The sequence below is a fragment of the Cytobacillus sp. FSL H8-0458 genome, assembly GCF_038002165.1.
Lineage (GTDB): Bacteria > Bacillota > Bacilli > Bacillales > Cytobacillaceae > Cytobacillus.
In genome coordinates this window covers 1,590,767-1,609,390 of sequence record NZ_JBBOBR010000001.1, presented here as the reverse complement: position 1 = coordinate 1,609,390, position 18,624 = coordinate 1,590,767, and the positions used below count along the sequence as shown (strand labels likewise).

Genomic DNA, 18,624 nt, shown 5'->3' with positions numbered 1-18,624 from the left:
AAAAGACCTCCAATAGTTAGTGATTATCCTATTACAATTTTTAATTTCTCTTTTATCCGATTAACTGCTTCATATAATCGCTCATTGGGCACAGACAGGGACACTCGGAAATACCCTTCTCCTGAAGGCCCAAAAGCATTGCCAGGAGTAAGAATGACACCAGTCTGCTCCATGACGCTCGAAACAAATTCGGCAGAAGTGTAGCCATTAGGCACTGGAGCCCATATGAAAAAACTTCCTTTTGGCGGATCAACTTCAATCCCAATACGGCTCAGACCGTCGAGCATCGCATTCATCCGCTCTTTATAGATAGCGTTATGCCTTGCAATACACATTTGATCACTGTTTAAAGCAAAGGCTGCTGCCTTTTGGACGGAAGTCAGCTGACCGGTATCCGTATTGCTTTTAAACACGGAAAGCGCTTTAATAATTTTTTTGTTTCCAACCGCATAGCCTATTCTAAATCCTGTCATATTATAAGTTTTAGATAAGGAGCCAAACTCTACAGCAATGTCTTTTGCTCCTTCCGCTTGAAGAATGCTAGGTGCTTTGTAGGAATCAAAAGTAACCATATTATAGGCAGAATCATGCGCAATCGGAATTTGGTGATTTTGCGCAAATTCAACCGCTTCCTCAAAGAATTCAATATCCACTGTAGCTGAAGTAGGGTTCCCGGGATAATTCAAAAACATAAGCCTTGCCTGCTTCAGAATATCATCAGGTATGGCATTCAGATCTGGCTTGAAATCATTCTCCCTGGACATCGGCATGTTATGATATCGTCCATTTGCCAGCAGCGTAGCCATTCGGTAAACGGGATAACTTGGATCCGGAATAAGCACATATTCACCTGGATCCACTAGAGTTGGAACCAAATGAGCTATCCCTTCTTTGGATCCGATTAAGGCAAGAACTTCTGTTTCAGGATCCAGCTTTACTTGATACTGCCTCCAATAGAAATCAGCCACGGCCTGCTTGAACTCCATACACCCTGAAAAACTGGGATACTTTAAATTGGCGGGATTCTGTGACTCTTGTACAAATTTCTCAATAATATGGCTTGGAGTTGGCAAATCTGGATCTCCTATCCCCAAATCAATGATATCGATACCCGCTTTTTTCATAGCTTCTTTCTTTTTATTGATCTCTGCGAATAAATAGGGAGGTATTTGCCCTACTCTATCTGATGAAAAGTTCAAAGGCTCACCATCCTGACCAAATAAATTTTCGTAAATTCTGAAAATTAACCCTTCATACTATTAATTTAAAGGATTGGGTAGTAAATCACTATGGTTGATTTGTACAAAAATTCATCCTATTTTCCAATACGTTCCGTACGATTTTTACAAAAATACTTTTTGAACTGAATAAAAACCACTATATTAAATATTTTTAGATCGTCCTTTTTATCTCCAGGTGGAAAGCGATTAATATAAAAAGTAAAAAAAGAAAAAGAATGTCTCGGATATGCAGACATTCTGTCTTTATATATAACTATCTAAGACCCTCATTATGGCCTGTAACCATAAGCAAACGAAAATAAAATAAGGAAAAACATAAACAGCAATGCAGATGGAATCAAACTAATAAGAATAAGAATTTTAGCCTTCCTGCTAGACGTTTTGGTAAACCACTTAATATATATGAATATTAGAATTGCTGCAAAGGGCAGAAACAGGTAATTCGCGCTGGTGTCAACCCATCCGGAATTCTGGTCCCAATAAGCATCAGGCACCGGGGACATTCCTTCGTATTCTTTATCAATCCTGTTTTTTACGGTAATAAAATAATAGGAAAACACAATATAGTAAGCCACAATGACGGTTTTTACCCACCAGACTATATACTTGCTGAAAACGACAATGATAAAGATAAGCAGCAGTGTAATGAAAAAGCCTGTGTATTGTTCCATTTTAAAAACCTCCTAAAAAGGATCTGAGTCACCTCAAATAACCGATAAAGAAAATGGCCACTGAAAAAATCTCCATGGCCATTTGTTCTCATTTCTAATTCCATTAGATTATATAGAAGGAATGTTTACTCATTTCATAAGCTTGCAGCACAAAAATATTTTGAGGAAACGCAAATTGATCGTCCTCTTCTAATTTCAATAAAGTTCTTTAACTCACAATAAATTTTCAATATAAAAACGGTCCCCTGTCTAAAAGGAACCGTTTTCCAGCCTACTTTATCTCAATTACATATGGGAAGACAAAAACCTCTCCATCAAACTGAAATTCTGCCCAGATTTTATAGATTCCTGGCTTTGTAAACTCTGTTTCAAACAAAGGTTCGTTACCCTCGAGCGGGTGAACATGAATATAGTTTTCCGCCTTTTCATCAAGAATGACCACATGTCCCAATGCACCTAGATATTGTTCAGGAACCTCTCCATTTAAATTGAATTTCAGCTCAATCTTTTCATTTACCTTGAATGAAGAAAGAGCTAATGATGCAGAATGGCCGCCAATTTGCTTGAATAGATCGCTATCAGGCTGAATGGGATTGTGCTCGTGATCTTCATGATCTTCTCCTATTACAAAAGGAATAGGCTTTACATTATAGGCCAAGTCTTTTGGCTTTATATCAATAAAAGCCTTATACTCACCTGGCTTTAGGTTGTGCTTCACCTTAAAAATACCAGGCTCATCCGTTTCAGGATGTAAATGTTTGTACTCCTTCAAGTCTGAGCTTACAACGATTAAATGAAGGAGCTTTTCATGGTTTACTTCTAAATCGGAAACAATTTCTCCATTTTTATTTTTTAAGGTGATAATGATTTCTTCATTTTCCAATTGGATTAGTGGCTGAACATCACCTTCCACACTGGTTTTTGATTCATGCTCATTGTGGTTCTCATCGTGTCCGCTATCTTCTTCACTGGCTGCAGCTTTAGTTTTTTCATCTTTATTATGTGCCTCATCGGTATGAGTCACTTCTTCTGCACCTGTTTCCGAAAAGGAGCTGTACGCATAATACGCACCCATAACAACAAGCAGGTAGGCAATTGCTGAAACTATCCATTTTTTCATATTAAATCACCTCTCTAATTTTACTCTTTGCAGGCGAAGTGCATTAAGCACGACAGAAACTGAACTGAATGCCATTGCTGCCCCTGCAAGCCAAGGAGCTAGGAATCCTACTGCTGCAATCGGAATGCCAAGTGAATTATACGCCAATGCCCAGAATAAATTTTGCTTAATATTGCGGATTGTCTTTTTACTCATTAAGATGGCATCAGCAATACTGTTGAGATCCCCTCTAATGAGCGTAATATCCGCAGCCTCCATCGCAACATCCGTTCCGGTTCCAATCGCCATGCCAATATCGGCTACCGCCAAAGCCGGTGCGTCATTAATCCCATCACCAACCATCGCCACCTGTTTCCCTTGAGCCTGCAGTTTCTTCACTTCATCAGCTTTGCCTTCAGGAAGCACTTCTGCAATTGCTATGTCAATTCCTACTTGATTTGCAATCGACTGTGCGGTACGTTTGTTGTCACCTGTAATCATAATCACTTCAAGTCCAGCATCCTTCAAACGTTTAATCGCTGCTTTTGACGTTTCTTTTACAGTATCAGCCACAGCTATGATTCCCATAAAACCTCCATCAACTGCGACAAGCATGGCAGTTTTTCCGTTATCCTCGAGATTTTCCATCTTTCCTATAATGGAATCAATAGAAATATTAAATTTGTTCATTAGCCTTCTTGTTCCAATTAGCAATTCACTTCCATTAACACTCGCTTTGATTCCGTGTCCCGGAATCGCTTCAAATTCTTGTACGTCTTGCAAAGAGATATTCTTTTCTTTTATCCCCTGCACAATTGCTTCTGCCAATGGATGTTCAGACTGTCTTTCCGCTGAACCTACTAATGTAAGAAATGTTTCTTCATCCATATTTCCTTCAATTAAAATATCAGTTAATACGGGCTTACCGTTTGTCACTGTACCCGTTTTATCTAAAATGACAGTAGTAATTTTATGTGTTCCTTCAAGGTGTTCGCCGCCTTTAAACAACACTCCATATTCTGCCGCGCGTCCAGACCCTGCCATAATAGATGTTGGGGTTGCTAGACCAAGCGCACACGGACAAGCAATAACAAGGACGGCAATAAGTTTTTCAAGGGCTTCACCAAATTCACCGGGACTGACCCATAAATACCAGATTAAGAAAGTTACAACTGCAATTCCAACAACAATTGGGACGAATATACCCGAGATTTGGTCCGCTACCCGTTGAATAGGCGCTTTAGAACCTTGAGCTTCTTCAACGACTTTTATAATCTGGGCTAAGGCTGTATCTCTTCCTACCTTCGTTGCTTTCACTTTTAAGAACCCGTTTTTGTTGAGTGTTGAGCCTATAACCGAATCTCCGATTGATTTACTGACAGGCACACTTTCACCCGTTAACATCGATTCATCCATTGCGGAGCGGCCTTCTATAATTTTACCGTCAACGGGTACTTTCTCACCTGGTTTAACATAAACGATATCCCCAACAACTACTTCCTCGAGGGGGATTTCCATTTCACTGTCATTCCGTAACACCGTAGCTGTTTTTGCTTGAAGACCCATTAGCTTTTTAATTGCTTCAGAAGAGCGGCCCTTGGCCCGAGCTTCAAATAATTTACCTAATATGATTAAAGTGATTAAGACAGCGCTTGTTTCGTAATACAGCTCCACCATATGTGCATTAGACCCAATCGATTGAATGGATTGATATAAGCTGTAGAAAAATGCAGCTGATGTTCCTAACGCCACCAACACATCCATATTGGCACTTTTATTCCGAAGGGCCTTATAAGCTCCTACATAAAATTGCTTACCTACAATAAATTGTACAGGTGAAGCAAGAGCCAGCTGTACCCAGGGATTCATAAACATATCTGGGACATAAATAAAGGATGTAAATTCAAAATGCCCGACCATCGACCATAATAATGGAAGGGATAGAATCAAAGAGAAAATAAATTTCCCTTTTTGTTTCTCCACTTCCAATGCACGGTAATCAGCAGTATCCTCACTATCCTTCTTTAATTTTGCTTCATATCCAATTTTTTCAACCTTGTGGATCATGTCCTGAATGCTGACTTCTGAAGGATTATATTCTACAGTTCCTGTTTCGAGCGCCAAGTTTACTGTCGCGCTTTTAACACCATTCAGTTTGTTTAACCCTTTTTCAATGCGGGTGGCACACGCCGCACATGTCATTCCGATTAGATCAAATTCGGCCTTTTCTTTAACAACATCATATCCAAGGTCATGAACCTTTTTTTCAAAATCTGCAACTTCCGTGACCTCCGGATTATACATAATGGATGCTTTCTCTAGAGCTAAATTAACATTTGCACTCTCGACACCTTCCATTTTATTTAAGCCCTTTTCGATGCGGGTTGCACATGCTGCACATGTCATGCCAGAGATGGGTAATTGAACTTCTTTCAAGGCTGCACTACTCATCATTTCACTCCTTTACTCGGATGGGGATAGATAGAAATAAATTCCTTTATACTAATATACTATACCCCTCTACCCTATATGTCAATCAGTTTTACTCAGATAAAACGAAATTTTAATTGTTAATTTTCCTTTATGTAGAATCACAATTCTAATAGCACAAGAATAATTAGCTAAGCTGATATTGTGGTAAATTTATAAAAACAGAACGTGTTCTATATACACGTTCTGTTTTAACAAGCATTATAAAAAATTTACTCCACGTTATATCCTTGATCATCAATGGCTTCTTTAATTTTCTCTATAGATACTTCCGCTGAATTAAACTCTACATCAACAGTACCATTTTCAAGGTGGACATTTACTTGTGAAACACCTGCTAATTCCCCAACGCTGCCTTCAATTGCTTTCACGCAGTGTCCGCATGTCATACCTTCTACATTTAGTGTCACTTTTTCCATGTTTAACAACTCCTTATTTTTTCATTAATTTCTGAATCGTTATAAGAACCTCGTCTAACACTTCCGTGTCTCCTTCTTGAAGCCGGTCTGCCACGCAACCCTTAAGATGTCCTTCTAAGAGTATTTTTGCTACGCTATTTAATGCAGACTGAGTAGCAGAAATTTGAGTAATCACGTCATCACAATAAGTGTCTTTTTCAATTAATCCTTTTATTCCGCGGATCTGTCCTTCAATACGATTTAAACGTGTAACCAGGTTATTCTTTACCTTATCGGAATGATGACTTTTTCTGTCAGTTCCATTAGCACAGCAGTTTTCTTCTTCAAGTAACAAAGGAATATTTTTTGTCTCGGATACCATTTGGTTTCCCTCCTTGCACTAATATTATATTATACCCCCGTATAGTATGTAAAGCAGGAAGCATTTAAAAATTTAAAATAGGAAGAGTTAATGTAAAAGGACCTTATATGCCCAATAAAACTAAACTTTAATTTTCTCCAGAATGAATTCCCGTCCAATTCTGTTCACAAATTTATGAAACCCTTCCCTTTTCTTACCATTTTTTTGATAGATATCAATCACTTTTTCAATGGCAGAATACAATTCATCTGGGGTGAGTTTATTTAGCAAGAGTGTTCCTGCTTCGGCATCCCTCCCTTTTGATTTACCGCCAATATACAGATCGTAATGATCCTGCATTTTCATGATGCCAATATCATTTATTAGTGGTTCACCGCAGCCTACCGGACAGCCTGTATAAGCAGCTTTTAATGTAAAAGGAACTGGTTTGCCCGAAATACGACTATTTAATTCCTTAGCTACCGGCATACCTTCTTCTTCTGCTCCTTTACAAAAGTTGCATGTTCGCAAACTTTTCACAAAATTCCCCACAGGGTAACAATGCAGCCCTGCTTTTTCAAATTCTCCAATAATTCTATCTTTATCATCCTCAAAAACTTCAATATAAATCTGTTGAAATGTGGTTAATTCAAGTTGGTCGTTATCATCCATATGCTTTGCGATTAGGAGCAATTGTTTCGCAGACAGTTTCGCCCCAAAATCAATACCGCCGTTTACTGCAATCTTTATTTTCTTCCTCTTGTTGTCCATCTCTTCATATCCTTTCTTTTATGATGTCTTTTCCAATAAATCAGTATGACAATGGCAGGATACTAAATGGCCGCTATTCACTGCTTCCAGTTCAGGAATATGCGAATGACAAACACTTTCTTTATGAGGACATCTCGATACAAAAGGACAGCCCTTTTCATCCCTTGTGGCATCAACCTCTCCGTCAAGTATCAGTTTTTCTCTATTCTCGATGAAGTTATTCAGGTCCTTTACAACCGCAACAAGTGCTTTTGTATAAGGGTGTGAAGGATGCTGGATAATTTTTTTCGTCGGTCCTATTTCAACGATTTTTCCTTGGTACATAACAGCAATCCGATCACACATATAACTTGCAGTAGATAAATCATGTGTAATAAACATCATCGTCAGACCCATCTTTTTTCTTAAATCCAATAATAAGTTTAAAATGCCGGCTCTCACGGAGACATCAAGCATAGACGTTGGTTCATCTGCAGCTATAAAGGATGGTTTTAAAATGATGGCTCTCGCAATGGCAATTCTCTGCCTTTGTCCTCCGCTTAACTGATGAGGATATCTGTGAATAAAATCTTCAGCAGGTTTTAACTCGATTGCTTCGATAGCCTCAGTTACTTTTTTAACTTTTTGTTCGTATGGCAATTCTTTTTCATGAGCATTTATTGGTTCCATTAATATATCAAGTATTCTCATGCCAGGATTCAGGGTATCATAAGGATCCTGAAAAATCATTTGCATTTTTTTTCTGAATTGATATGTTTCAGATTCTTTTAATTTGCAAAGGTTGACTCCATCAAAGTTTATTTCTCCGCTTGTTTCTTTCATCAACCGCATGACCATTCTTGCAGTTGTAGTTTTGCCGCATCCGCTTTCACCAATAATGCCTAGAATTTCGCCCCGCTTTATTTCAAGATTTACGTTATTGACTGCATAAACATCTACTTTCTTTCTTTTTAAGAACGTTCCAGATTTTTTTATAAAGGTTTTTTTCAGATTATTGACTTTTAAAAGAATTGAATTATCCATTTTGTCCTTCCTCCTCTAAAAAGCAGGCTGTGTGGTGGCCAGGCCTAACCTCTTTCAAGTCAGGACTTTCTTGACGACATTTTTCGAAAGCGTTAGGACACCTTGTATGAAAACGGCAGGAATTAGGGAAATTCACTAGATTTGGCACACTTCCAGGTATAGACACTACTTCCTTCTCAGGTTCACTTAAATCAGGCGTAGCGTTTAAAAGCGCTCGGGAGTATGGATGTCTGGCATTGTTCAAAATAGTATCAGTCGCTGCCCATTCCACAATTTTCCCCGCGTACATAATGGCAATTTTATCGCATATAGCTGTTACCATAGGTAAATCATGGGATATAAGTATAACAGCAAGATTCATTTTCTTTTGAAGGTTTTTAATAAGGGCAATTACCTGTGCTTGCGTTAAAACATCCAGTCCGGTTGTAGACTCATCTGAAATGATCAGTTTCGGATTGCATGCTAATGCCATCGCAATGGCCACTCTTTGTTTCATCCCTCCACTGAATTCATGGGGATAGCTCTTCCATCGATCACCATCAATCCCCACCAATTCAAGGAGAGTTTTTGTCCTCTCTAGAGCTTCGGTTCTATTAACATCCTCGTGAAGGAGGATCGACTCCATTATCTGATCTCCCACTGTAAAAATAGGATTCAATGCATTCATAGCACTTTGCGGAATCACAGAAATCTCTTTCCATCTTAGGGAATAAAGCTCCTTCTCAGAAGCCTTTAAGAGATCTTTTCCATTTAAGAATACACTTCCAGAAACCACTTTTCCCGGGTATTCTATTAATCTTAATATGGATTGAGCAACTGTTGTTTTGCCGCAGCCGGATTCACCAATTAATCCTAGCATCTCCCCTTCATCTAACGTAAAGGACACATTCTCTACAGCCTTAGCTATTCCTTTATCCGTTTTAAAGTACGTAGAAAGGCTCTCTACTGATAACACGGTGCTCATGATTTATCGCTCCTTTCGTAATCGTGGATTCAGTACCTCTTCAAGCGAATAGCCTGTAAAGGCAAACCCAATGACCAATGTTGTAATCAGCACTCCTGGCGGTAATACCCACCAAATCCATGCATCTGTTAAAAAAGCTCCTCTAGCCTGAGCATAATATAGAATGGTTCCCCAGCTTTTTGTAAATGGATCGCCAAGGCCGAGAAAACTCAGGGAAGCCTCTGTTAAGATGGAGTTGCTTGCTGCCAAAACAAATTGGGAAAGAGCAATCGGTATGACACCCGGTAAAATGTGGCGGGAAAGGATGACTCTAATATTGGTGCCAATTGATTTTGCAGCCTCCACGTATCCTTTTGTTTTTAATGTTAGTACTTGTGACCTTACTACCCTGGCTGGACTAGCCCAGGAAAGCAGACTAATAACAAGTATAATATTCCAGAAACTTGGGCCTATAAAAGCTGCTAATAAAATCATCAGTGGCAGAAATGGGATAACAAGCACTAAGTCTACCAATCTCATACAAAATGCATCAACCTTGCCTCCATAGTAGCCTGAGATCACTCCAACAAGGCATCCAATAAGTATGGATATAAAAGCAGCAATAACTCCTATTAAGAGTGAAATTCTTGTTCCATATAAAAGTTCACTTAAAATGTCTTGTCCTACATCATTTGTCCCCAATAAAAATTTTGTGTTCGGTTCGGTGAAAGGAGCTCCCACTCTTTCAGTCGGGTCAAACGGTGCAAGGATTGGTGCAAGGAGTGCAATCAGCAAAAAGATAATTAAAAGCCATAAACCAAATACACCAAGACTATTAGAGGTAAGTACTTGCCAATAACTTTTCCATTTTTGATTAACCATTGCCGCTTCCCACCTTTGGGTCCAATAAAGGATAAATTAAATCGGCTAGAAAATTAGCAATAACTACACTGAAAGTGATAATTAAGAATGTTGCCTGGATAAGAGGATAATCTCTGCTTAAAACCGATTCAAACATTAACCGTCCTACACCGGGGTAGGCAAATACAGTTTCAATTACTGTAGCACCGCCCAATGTGAAACCTAAACTCAGCATGAATACTGTTGCAACGGGAAGAAGTGCATTTCTCATCGCATGTTTATATTTAATAACCTTATCCTTTACTCCCTTTGCTTTTGCCATCATAATATAATCTTCGCCAAGGACATTTAACATTGAATAGCGCATAATCATGAACGTACTTGTTACAGATATTAAAATAAGAGTTGTCAGCGGCAGGATGAGATGCTCTCCAATGTCAATCAATCTATCAATACCAGAAAGATTAGACCAGGCACTTTCCGCTCCGAAAACTGGAAGCCAGCCTAATTGAGATGCAAAAACGGACACTAAGATCATCCCAACCCAGAAAGAAGGCATCGCACTTAAAAACATGAAAACTGTTAGAAGGTTAGCATCCGTTTTTGTCCCCCTGCGCCAGGCAGAAATGGCCCCAAACATTACACCAATAATTGTAGAAATTACAAGTCCCAGTCCTGTAAGCAGCATTGTCCAAGGAAGACGCTCCATTAACAGTTCAGAGATTTGCCTTTTTTGTTGATACGAATATCCAAAATCACCAGTTAAAATATTTTTTATATAAGTTCCATATTGTTGCAGGAGGGAGTCATTGAGTCCGTGTTTATCTAAGATGGCCTCTTTTTCAGCACTCGACATAAACCCTACATCTTCCCCTGCTAAAAACACTAATGGATTTCCCGGCATAAGCCGCGGCAATAAAAAGTTAAGCGTCAGCATTAAAAATATCACGATTAAATATTGCAATAGCTTGTTAGCAATAAATTTCCCCAACTCATTCACCTCCAATTATTTCATTCATTGAAAAAGGTTTTCCCGTAAAATTTATTTTTACGGGAAAATATTCTGATTAAAAATCAAAGTCATCATTGTTTTTGCCGCTTTTCTTCTTTTTTCTTAAAAAGAAGAACGCAATGATTCCCATTAAGAGTATTGCACCAAATACATATAAGGTTGTGTTGTTTCCACTTTCAGAGTCTTCATTATTGCTTATTTTATTATCTGCAGATTTAGCATCATTTCCATTTTGATTCTTTGTAGTGAGATCTGTTTTTTCTCCTGAAACAAAGGACAATTTATTAATTATTCCCTTACCTACTTGAAAAACATATTGATCATACTTCGCTGGATTAAAGGCATTCACAATTTCTTGATAGTAAAGAGTAACAAATGGAGCATCATCAGCAACAAATGCCTGCATTTCTTTTATCAAATTCAGCCGTTCTGTTTCGTCGTACGTTACTTTTAATTTTTCACCCAGCTGATCAAACCCTTCATTCTTATATCCCCCGATATTAACTGATCCGATTGTTGGATCTGAATGGAATAGATCATTCAGTCTGTCAGGAAACAATTGCATCGTATTTGACCAGCTCCAAACCCCCAGATCATAATCTCTTCCTTTACTTACATCGAAATCCGGCCACATCAATGAGTCAACTGTCGTTGAATCCATGGCTTTCACTGTATTTTTAATGCCCACCTCGTTCAATGCTTCTGAAACTAATTCAGCCGTCCTGATTCTAATTGGATTTCCTGCATAGACGAGCGTAGTTAAATTAATTTTATTCCCTTCCTGATCTTCTCTAAATCCATCTCCATCCTTATCTATAAAGCCTGCTGCTTCTAATATTTGCTTGGCTTTTTCCTGATCATAAGCCGGTTTAAGATCTTCATTATAGTAGGAAGAAGAAGGATGAATAAACCCTGGACTTCCAACTTCTGCAAATCCAAGCAGTACTGTATTCACTATGTTTTCTTTATCAATGGCGTAATCAATCGCCTGGCGAAACGGTGTTTCAGTCATTGGATATTTCTCTGCATTTATTTGGAATAGACTTGTACTATATCCAGGACCTCTTACAACCTTTAATGATGAGTTTGATTCAAATTGTTCAACAAGTTCGGGAGAGATACTGGTTGAAATTACGTCTAATTCTCCAGCCTGAAGGGCATTGTACATGGCAGTCGTATCTTCAATAATTGGAAAAATTAATTCATTAATCGGCGGAGTACCTTTAAAATATTCTTCGTTCGATGTCATTTTGTAGTATTGTCCTGATTTATGCTCTTCCAGTTTATAGGGACCACTCCCAAGAGCATTTGTTTCTTCATCTGGGTTTGTCACCTTAGACCATATATGCTGAGGTAAAATAGGCAAGTCGGACAGAGGCTGGATCATGAAGTTTGGATCAGGTTGGGATAATACTAGCTTTATACTTGTCTCACTTAAAACCTCAATTGAACTGATTGCTTTTAACGGATTAGTAAATCGGGATTTTGGATATTCAATAAAATAATCCATGGTAAACTTCACATCTTCTGCAGTTAGCGGCTCACCATCATGCCATTTGACATTTTCATGCAAATTTAATTCATACGTTTTTCCGTCTTCACTTACTGTATAATCTTTTACGAGCCAAGGCTGAGGCTTGTTATTTTCATCCAGGTTAAAAAGAGTATCATAGAGTAAATTCACCAAATCCAGGCCCGGATAACCCGTTATATACGTATAAGGATTTAAACCATTTTCATCTTTCGTTATGCCCACTTTTAAGGATTTGACTGCCTCTTCAGCATGGACCGGCTGAAAGCCCGAAAATAATAGCATAAGTATTAAGCCGAGACTAAGAAAAGACTTTTTCATCTTCACTCCCCCTAATTGGTTATTTTCCTTATTTAATTAACTCGTCCAGATGGAAATTACCTTCCCTTCTGTAAGCTTCTGCAAGCGCAAAATGACCGTGAGTAGCAAGGCCGTGATAGACATGGACTGCTTTATCCAGCACCTTATGTATCGCCCTGCCTTTTTCATGGAAATTGTTTAGTTGAGAGAATCCAGGAGATAAGATTTCCGCTGCTTTGGAATCGAGCATGTCATCAAAATGCATTCCGCTAAACTCCATTTGGCTCTCAAGCATATCCATAGCTGCTTCTTTTTTATCCCATACATCTGATATATCAATGACAGTATTAGGGTGGTGCGGGGTCATATAATAGATTGTTGGAATGGGGTGCGGGTTTAATCCTGGTGTTTCATCCAGTGCAAAGTCTCTGCTGGCCAGTGCAATTGACTCAAGTAATAATGTCATGGCTGGACGGCGATCCGGATCTAAATCATGGAAAGAGTGTTCGGGATCTTGTGTAATTATAATGTCAGGCTTCACTTCCCTTATTACCTTGATTAATTTCACTTTAGACTCCTTACTTAAATCAACCGTTCCATATTCAAAATTTAAAAATGACACATTAACACCTAATGTCTGTGCTGCATTTCTAACTTGAGGCTGGCTTGATTCTCGACAAAGCATGATAGTTGCATATGACTCGCCCCCGCTTAAAACATTTTTTGCCAGAGCTCCTCCGCATTCAACAACTTCCATACCATAGACACCCAGGAATAAAATCTTTTGACCTTTCGACATCTCCTAAAACCTCCTCATAATGTACAGTACCCCTCTATCGTATATCCGGGTATTAAATCACATGATAATACCAAACTAATAATTTGTAAATACTGAATCGTTAGAAAATTTTTAATTTTTATAATTCTATTTTTCAAATTGGCGAATACTGCCTGATCCTCACGAGAATAAAATTATTAGCATGGCATGTCTTTCCGGTACATATCATTTAGCAATACAAGGGGGGGTTGATAATTGTGAGTTTATTTCACTATTTTGTGCTTGCAACATTATCAGGGATTGCTATATTAGTATCTTTAATCGCTCGTAAATTAAGAGAGCGATTGACAAATATGCATGCTATGATCATTGCGATGATGATGGGGATGAATATTGGATTAACCGCCGGGGTTCTGTTCGGATCACTCTATCAGGGAGATTTATATTCTTCCACTTTAATCTCTATCGGAGTCGGTGCTGTTGGAGGCTTAGCCTGCGGATTAAGTTTGGGTACACTGTCCTCTATTGAAGGTTTTATGTCTGGTCTTATGGGTGGAATGATGGGAGCGATGCTAGGGGAGATGATTACGCATGAGCAAGCTGCTGTCTTATTGAATATTATGCTTACACTAACCACAAGTTCATTACTTTTATTTTATATTTTACCTCATTCAAAAGGGTATGAGAATGAAGTTAACAACAAGAGCTGGCTTTTAAAACCATTTTTAACCTTTGTTCTCCTCTTATCTTTTCTGCTCTTTGGAAATCAATTGGACAAAAACATTGCTTTTTCCGGTTCGAATTCATCAGGTCAGCATCAACATGGCATTCAAAATAATTCCGAAAAAGAAGATCAAAAGATTATATTAAATGTTCACCCATCAGATTTTAGTTATTCACCCTCAGAAATTATTGTAGAAAAGAATCAAGCTGCCTCCATTACATTAAATAATCAAGATCAAGTCGATCATGATATAGAAATAAAGAACTTAAGTTTCCAAGAAGGTTCAGTTAGCCAGCATACTGAGCACACTGCCGGTGGAGCAGATTTTCATTTGCATGCTTCAGCCAACAGTTCCGCAGCTATTACTTTTACACCTACCAAAACGGGAGTCTATGAGTTTTATTGTACTATTCCTGGTCATAAGGAAAGCGGCATGACGGGGAAGTTAATTGTAAAATAAAAAAGAGTCAGTTTCCCGCAGCCTTTGCGGAAGGAACTGACTCTTCTTTTTTCCACTTTCCATTTCGGAAATTCTTTAAAAGAAAGGCCGCTCTATAGAGATTATCCAATCCAATAGCAATCCAAATTCCTGATATGCCTAACCCAAGAGTTATACCGAGAAAGTATACCCCGCCAGTTCTGATAACCCAAATACCAATTAAAGTTAAGTAAAAAGGATATTTAGTATTTTCTGCACCCTGGTATATTCCAGTTAAGATCAATACAATGGCCAAAATAGGCTGAATGAAAGCATCAATTTGCAATGCTGTTTTTATTTGATTTATTACTGCAGCATCAGATGTGAAGAACCCTCCGATCCATTCACCGCCAATGAATAAAAGAATCCCAAATAAGCTCATGACTGCAGTTCCTATCCACAGCGAATACCTTGCATATTCCTCGGCCTTCTCAACCTCTCCCGATCCAATGCATTTACTTACAAGAGTAGTAGCTGCAGTTGCAAAACCATAACCAATCATATAGGCAAACACTTCAATGTTTCCGGCAATTTGGTGGGCAGCAAAAGTGTTTGTTCCAATACTGACAATAAGGCCAAAATAGAGCACTTGACCGACTCTCATTGCTAACCTTTCTGCAGCAGCAGGACTGCTCAGTGAAATTATTTCCAGCAGCATCTTTTTATTTATCCACCAAAAAGCACTGCTCCACTCAAGCATATTTGCTTTTCTAATATAAATAAATAATCCAATTGAACCTATCAGACGGGAGATAAGAGTAGCATAAGCTGCCCCTTCAATACCTAAAGCAGGAATAAATAAAAACCCAAATATCAGGATATAGTCTAACAAAATATTTACTAAATTAATGAATATACTAATCTTCATTGGTGATTTTGTATCACCATTACCTCTTAAAACACTGCTTAATACGAACATGAGTGAAATAAAAATGGAAGGAATTGCTACTATTCTAAAATATGAATTAGCTGCAGAAAGTACACCCATTTCCACTCCCATTAAGCGCAATAATTCTTCTGAGAAAAACAGGGTTAATAAACCAAAAAACACCCCGAAAAAACTCGCTAAGAGAATCGATTGAGCTGTTACTTCTTTGACTTTTTCTTGTCTCCCTGCCCCTAAGTACTTTGCAACGTAAACATTAGCTGAAATTCCAATCGCCATAAAAACAGCAAAGTAAATAGCGAGGATCGCATTCGTTACTCCAACTGCACTAACTTCAATTAGGCCCAGCTTCGAGACAAACAGCGTGTCTACAAAACCGAGGATCATCTGAAAAAAATTCTCAATGACTACAGGTATTGCTAATAAGAGAATGGTTTTAATAATACTTGAACGGGTTTGTTCTTTAGCATCCTCCATAACAGCACCCCTTATTTAATGAATTTATCAATAGAGTCATTAAGCTGTTTTAACATTTCTGCTTCTTTTCCGCTTTTAACAGCTTCAATAAGGCATCCCTCTAAATGATCCTTTAGTATGAGCTTTCCGCAGCTATCTAAAGCTGAACGGACAGCAGATAGCTGTATCAGCAAATCGTTGCAATCTCTCCCCTCTTCGGTCATTTTCTTTACTGCCCGAACATGCCCTTCAATTTTAGCTAAACGATTAACAATACTTTTTCTGTGTTTATGATGATTATCCACATATCCACCCCTTACCCCCCATAGGGGTTATAATTACATTAATATTAACACATTTTTTTAATATTCAAAATTTTTTAGTGATAATTCAAATAAATCAATCAAATAAAAAAGAATTGGAAGAATATCCCTTAATGATCTAATTTATTCGCTTACAGGAACCCTTTCACAAATCTGGCACACCCATCCCAAAACCACCCTGTCCAAATTCCCCCTTGATTTGTATATAGAAGGTGAAAGGGTGGTGCAATTTTATGATTTTGAAATCAGGCAGTGTGGACCAGTTTGAACAGTTTTCTCAGTTTAAAGATCTTCAGGAGTTTAATGCCCATTTGGAAATGTGGCTATCGGTGCATAAGGACAAGTTTTCCAAGGGTGAGCTGGCTGGTTTAAAGAGGCTGGTTCGTTTTGCTGCGAAAATTCCGGGGGTATCTAATGCTAAGATTGGCACTGTTTTAAAAGCGATTCACGAAGAATATAACGGCAATGGCATTTCCCGCTCTACTTTTAAAAGAATGATTGCCAAGGCAGCAGAGATCGGTATTTTTACTGTTCATGAAACGGAGAGAAAAAACGGCTCACAGTCCAGTAACTTATATGTTTTTAATCGTTTTCCCAAGAATGAACCACCTAAGAAAGATAAATTGGACCGCCTTAATAAAACTATCAATCTTTCTAAAACTAATAAAAATCAAAAGATTAATAAACGTAACGAAACCGTCCTTGATCACTCTTTTACGTGTGACCGTGTACCACAATCATTTATAAGCACCGTAAAGTACTTTTTTTCGGAAGCCAGGCAGATAGAAGAATTTTGGAGAATGGCTTCACTTGCAGCCTATAAAAATAATTGTGAGTTGAACTCAGAAACAGCCATCCATTCCTTTAAGCAGCTGATCAGGAAAATGAAAACCAGCACCATTGCTAAGCCCGTTGCTTATTTCTACGGAATCATAAATAAGAAATTTGCAGAAAAATACTTTGAAGAATTGCATGAAATGGGGTTTCCGGCTGAAGACCATGCCTTTTCGCTAAATTTCTTTTACAAAAAGTAGCTAACTGCCCCTTTGTCGTGAGTTAGACTCCCTACCTTCAGACTAAGACCCCTTAACTTCGGATTCAGGGGGAGTAAAAGGCCGATATACGACATTTTCCCAATTCGTAAATTATTGGCTGTCAGGCTATGTTTGAGCTACCCGGGAATACACAGAGAGCGCGCTTTTCTTTAAGGGACATTTTTGTGGAGAGTTTTGAACAGATAGCATCACAATATGAGCCTATGATCCATGACATCATGCATAGATTGAACGTCTATAAAAACACTGAGGAATTCCAGCAGCTGGGTTTAATCACACTTTGGCAGGCGTGGAAAAATCATGACGATGAAAAAGGAAACTTCTTTTCCTATGCTTACGGAATGGTAAAAGGAAAAATGATGAACGAATTAACGAGGCAAACAAGCCAAATTGACCGGTATATCTATCCAGAGGCAGACTTCTGGGAATTCATCGAAGATACCTCACCAGCCCCCAGCTCAGAGCTCACACAAGATCTTTTTGGAAAATGCGGAATGTTATCTGAAAACCAAATGAAATGGCTCCAATATACTTTATGTGATGGGCTATCAGTCAGGGAAATTGCTGAAAAAGAGCAGGTCTCACTGTCTGCAGTCAAAAACTGGCGGCACGGTGCTCGTGAGAAGCTGAAGAAAATTTTGCAGCTTAATTAAAATTCACCCTGTCCTTTTCGCCCTCCAAACTGTATATAAAAGGTGAAAGGAGGTGACCCAAGATGGCACAAGCAATTATCACTGATTCCAAACTTCGCCTGGTATTTGAAACAGGCCTTAATGGGCAGGGCAAGCCGGTTCACAAATCGAAAACTTATAGCGGCGTAAAGCAATCGGCCACAGCAGACCAGCTTTTCACAGTTGGACAAGCGATCTCCGGTCTAAGCAGCTACCCATTGACAGAGATTAATAGAAATGACAGCTTCGATATTTTAGGCTAAACACAATCTATTAAAATACCAAAATCATAAGGAGGGCATACTAAATGGCTAAATCATTAGAAATGACTTTCATCTCTGAACTGGGCAAGCCAACGAAACTATCCGTTGATAATCCGATTGAACCAATTGATCCTGCTGCTGTAAAAGCTGCCATGGAGCAAATCATTGCTGCCAATGCATTTGATGGCAATGGCGGGGATTTGGTTTTAGCGGAAAGTGCCAGATTGGTTGAACAGAATGTAATTGAATATGAATTAGTATAATCATCAGTGGCCGGATTCCTTGGAAC

The 18,624-nt window shown here is 38.6% G+C and carries 20 protein-coding genes; 5 read left to right on the top strand and 15 right to left on the bottom strand.

The genetic code is table 11. From position 1 onward, the window contains the following. Positions 1-23: 23 nt before the first annotated feature. The 13 genes from NYE23_RS07715 to NYE23_RS07655 all read right to left on the bottom strand — a co-directional run bounded on the left by NYE23_RS07715 (position 24) and on the right by NYE23_RS07655 (position 13,500). Positions 24-1,199 carry an LL-diaminopimelate aminotransferase gene (locus tag NYE23_RS07715; RefSeq protein WP_341076786.1) on the bottom strand — a complete coding sequence of 392 codons (1,176 nt, stop codon included), beginning with the start codon at positions 1,197-1,199 and terminating at the stop codon, positions 24-26. A gap of 311 nt (positions 1,200-1,510) precedes the next feature. Further along, positions 1,511-1,912: a hypothetical protein gene (locus tag NYE23_RS07710; protein WP_341076782.1), complete on the bottom strand. Its 402-nt coding sequence runs from the start codon at positions 1,910-1,912 to the stop codon at positions 1,511-1,513. 271 nt (positions 1,913-2,183) lie between these two features. Beyond that, entirely contained in the window at positions 2,184-3,032 is an 849-nt protein-coding gene (locus NYE23_RS07705; protein WP_341076779.1) for a hypothetical protein, read from the bottom strand. A 6-nt stretch (positions 3,033-3,038) separates the two neighbouring features. Continuing rightward, the gene (locus NYE23_RS07700; RefSeq protein WP_341076777.1) at positions 3,039-5,462 is read right to left on the bottom strand and encodes a heavy metal translocating P-type ATPase; all 2,424 of its coding nucleotides are present in this window, start codon (positions 5,460-5,462) and stop codon (positions 3,039-3,041) included. A gap of 251 nt (positions 5,463-5,713) precedes the next feature. Next, positions 5,714-5,920, bottom strand: coding sequence for a copper chaperone CopZ (gene copZ / locus NYE23_RS07695; RefSeq protein ID WP_341076776.1), 207 nt, complete (start codon positions 5,918-5,920; stop codon positions 5,714-5,716). A 13-nt stretch (positions 5,921-5,933) separates the two neighbouring features. After that, positions 5,934-6,281 (bottom strand): metal-sensitive transcriptional regulator, encoded by a 348-nt coding sequence (locus NYE23_RS07690; RefSeq protein ID WP_341076774.1) that lies wholly within the window; start codon positions 6,279-6,281, stop codon positions 5,934-5,936. 120 nt (positions 6,282-6,401) lie between these two features. Beyond that, on the bottom strand, positions 6,402-7,031 hold the full coding sequence (locus NYE23_RS07685; protein ID WP_341076772.1) for a nitrite reductase: 630 nt from the start codon (positions 7,029-7,031) through the stop codon (positions 6,402-6,404). Between the two features lie 18 nt (positions 7,032-7,049). After that, entirely contained in the window at positions 7,050-8,054 is a 1,005-nt protein-coding gene (locus tag NYE23_RS07680) for an ABC transporter ATP-binding protein (protein WP_341076771.1), read from the bottom strand. Next, a complete protein-coding gene (locus NYE23_RS07675; protein WP_341076769.1) occupies positions 8,047-9,018 on the bottom strand; it encodes an ABC transporter ATP-binding protein in 972 nt (323 codons plus the stop codon). Before NYE23_RS07675 ends, NYE23_RS07680 begins: the two co-directional genes overlap by 8 nt. Before the next feature lie 3 nt (positions 9,019-9,021). Further along, positions 9,022-9,879: an ABC transporter permease gene (locus NYE23_RS07670; protein ID WP_341076767.1), complete on the bottom strand. Its 858-nt coding sequence runs from the start codon at positions 9,877-9,879 to the stop codon at positions 9,022-9,024. Beyond that, entirely contained in the window at positions 9,872-10,858 is a 987-nt protein-coding gene (locus tag NYE23_RS07665) for an ABC transporter permease (RefSeq protein ID WP_341080645.1), read from the bottom strand. The genes NYE23_RS07670 and NYE23_RS07665 overlap by 8 nt, the downstream gene beginning before the upstream one ends. Positions 10,859-10,925: 67 nt before the next feature. Then, positions 10,926-12,722, bottom strand: coding sequence for an ABC transporter substrate-binding protein (locus NYE23_RS07660; protein WP_341076766.1), 1,797 nt, complete (start codon positions 12,720-12,722; stop codon positions 10,926-10,928). A gap of 28 nt (positions 12,723-12,750) precedes the next feature. After that, entirely contained in the window at positions 12,751-13,500 is a 750-nt protein-coding gene (locus NYE23_RS07655) for a PIG-L deacetylase family protein (RefSeq protein ID WP_341076765.1), read from the bottom strand. A 236-nt stretch (positions 13,501-13,736) separates the two neighbouring features. Between NYE23_RS07655 and NYE23_RS07650 the strand changes: the two genes are divergently transcribed. Next, positions 13,737-14,663, top strand: a complete 927-nt coding sequence (locus tag NYE23_RS07650; protein WP_341076764.1) for a cupredoxin domain-containing protein — start codon at positions 13,737-13,739, stop codon at positions 14,661-14,663. A 7-nt stretch (positions 14,664-14,670) separates the two neighbouring features. On the opposite strand, the gene NYE23_RS07645 is transcribed toward NYE23_RS07650, so the two are convergent. Further along, positions 14,671-16,044: an MATE family efflux transporter gene (locus NYE23_RS07645; RefSeq protein WP_341076762.1), complete on the bottom strand. Its 1,374-nt coding sequence runs from the start codon at positions 16,042-16,044 to the stop codon at positions 14,671-14,673. An 11-nt stretch (positions 16,045-16,055) separates the two neighbouring features. Beyond that, on the bottom strand, positions 16,056-16,328 hold the full coding sequence (locus NYE23_RS07640) for a metal-sensing transcriptional repressor (protein WP_341076759.1): 273 nt from the start codon (positions 16,326-16,328) through the stop codon (positions 16,056-16,058). A 251-nt stretch (positions 16,329-16,579) separates the two neighbouring features. On the opposite strand from NYE23_RS07640, the gene NYE23_RS07635 reads away from it, so the two are divergent. From NYE23_RS07635 to NYE23_RS07620, 4 genes are all read left to right on the top strand, one after another. Continuing rightward, entirely contained in the window at positions 16,580-17,380 is an 801-nt protein-coding gene (locus NYE23_RS07635; RefSeq protein ID WP_341076758.1) for a hypothetical protein, read from the top strand. Positions 17,381-17,565: 185 nt separating this feature from the next. Beyond that, positions 17,566-18,054: a sigma-70 family RNA polymerase sigma factor gene (locus NYE23_RS07630; RefSeq protein WP_341076757.1), complete on the top strand. Its 489-nt coding sequence runs from the start codon at positions 17,566-17,568 to the stop codon at positions 18,052-18,054. A 62-nt stretch (positions 18,055-18,116) separates the two neighbouring features. Next, positions 18,117-18,335 (top strand): DUF1659 domain-containing protein, encoded by a 219-nt coding sequence (locus tag NYE23_RS07625; RefSeq protein ID WP_341076756.1) that lies wholly within the window; start codon positions 18,117-18,119, stop codon positions 18,333-18,335. Positions 18,336-18,379: 44 nt separating this feature from the next. After that, positions 18,380-18,598: a DUF2922 domain-containing protein gene (locus NYE23_RS07620; RefSeq protein WP_341076755.1), complete on the top strand. Its 219-nt coding sequence runs from the start codon at positions 18,380-18,382 to the stop codon at positions 18,596-18,598. Positions 18,599-18,624 lie beyond the last annotated feature (26 nt).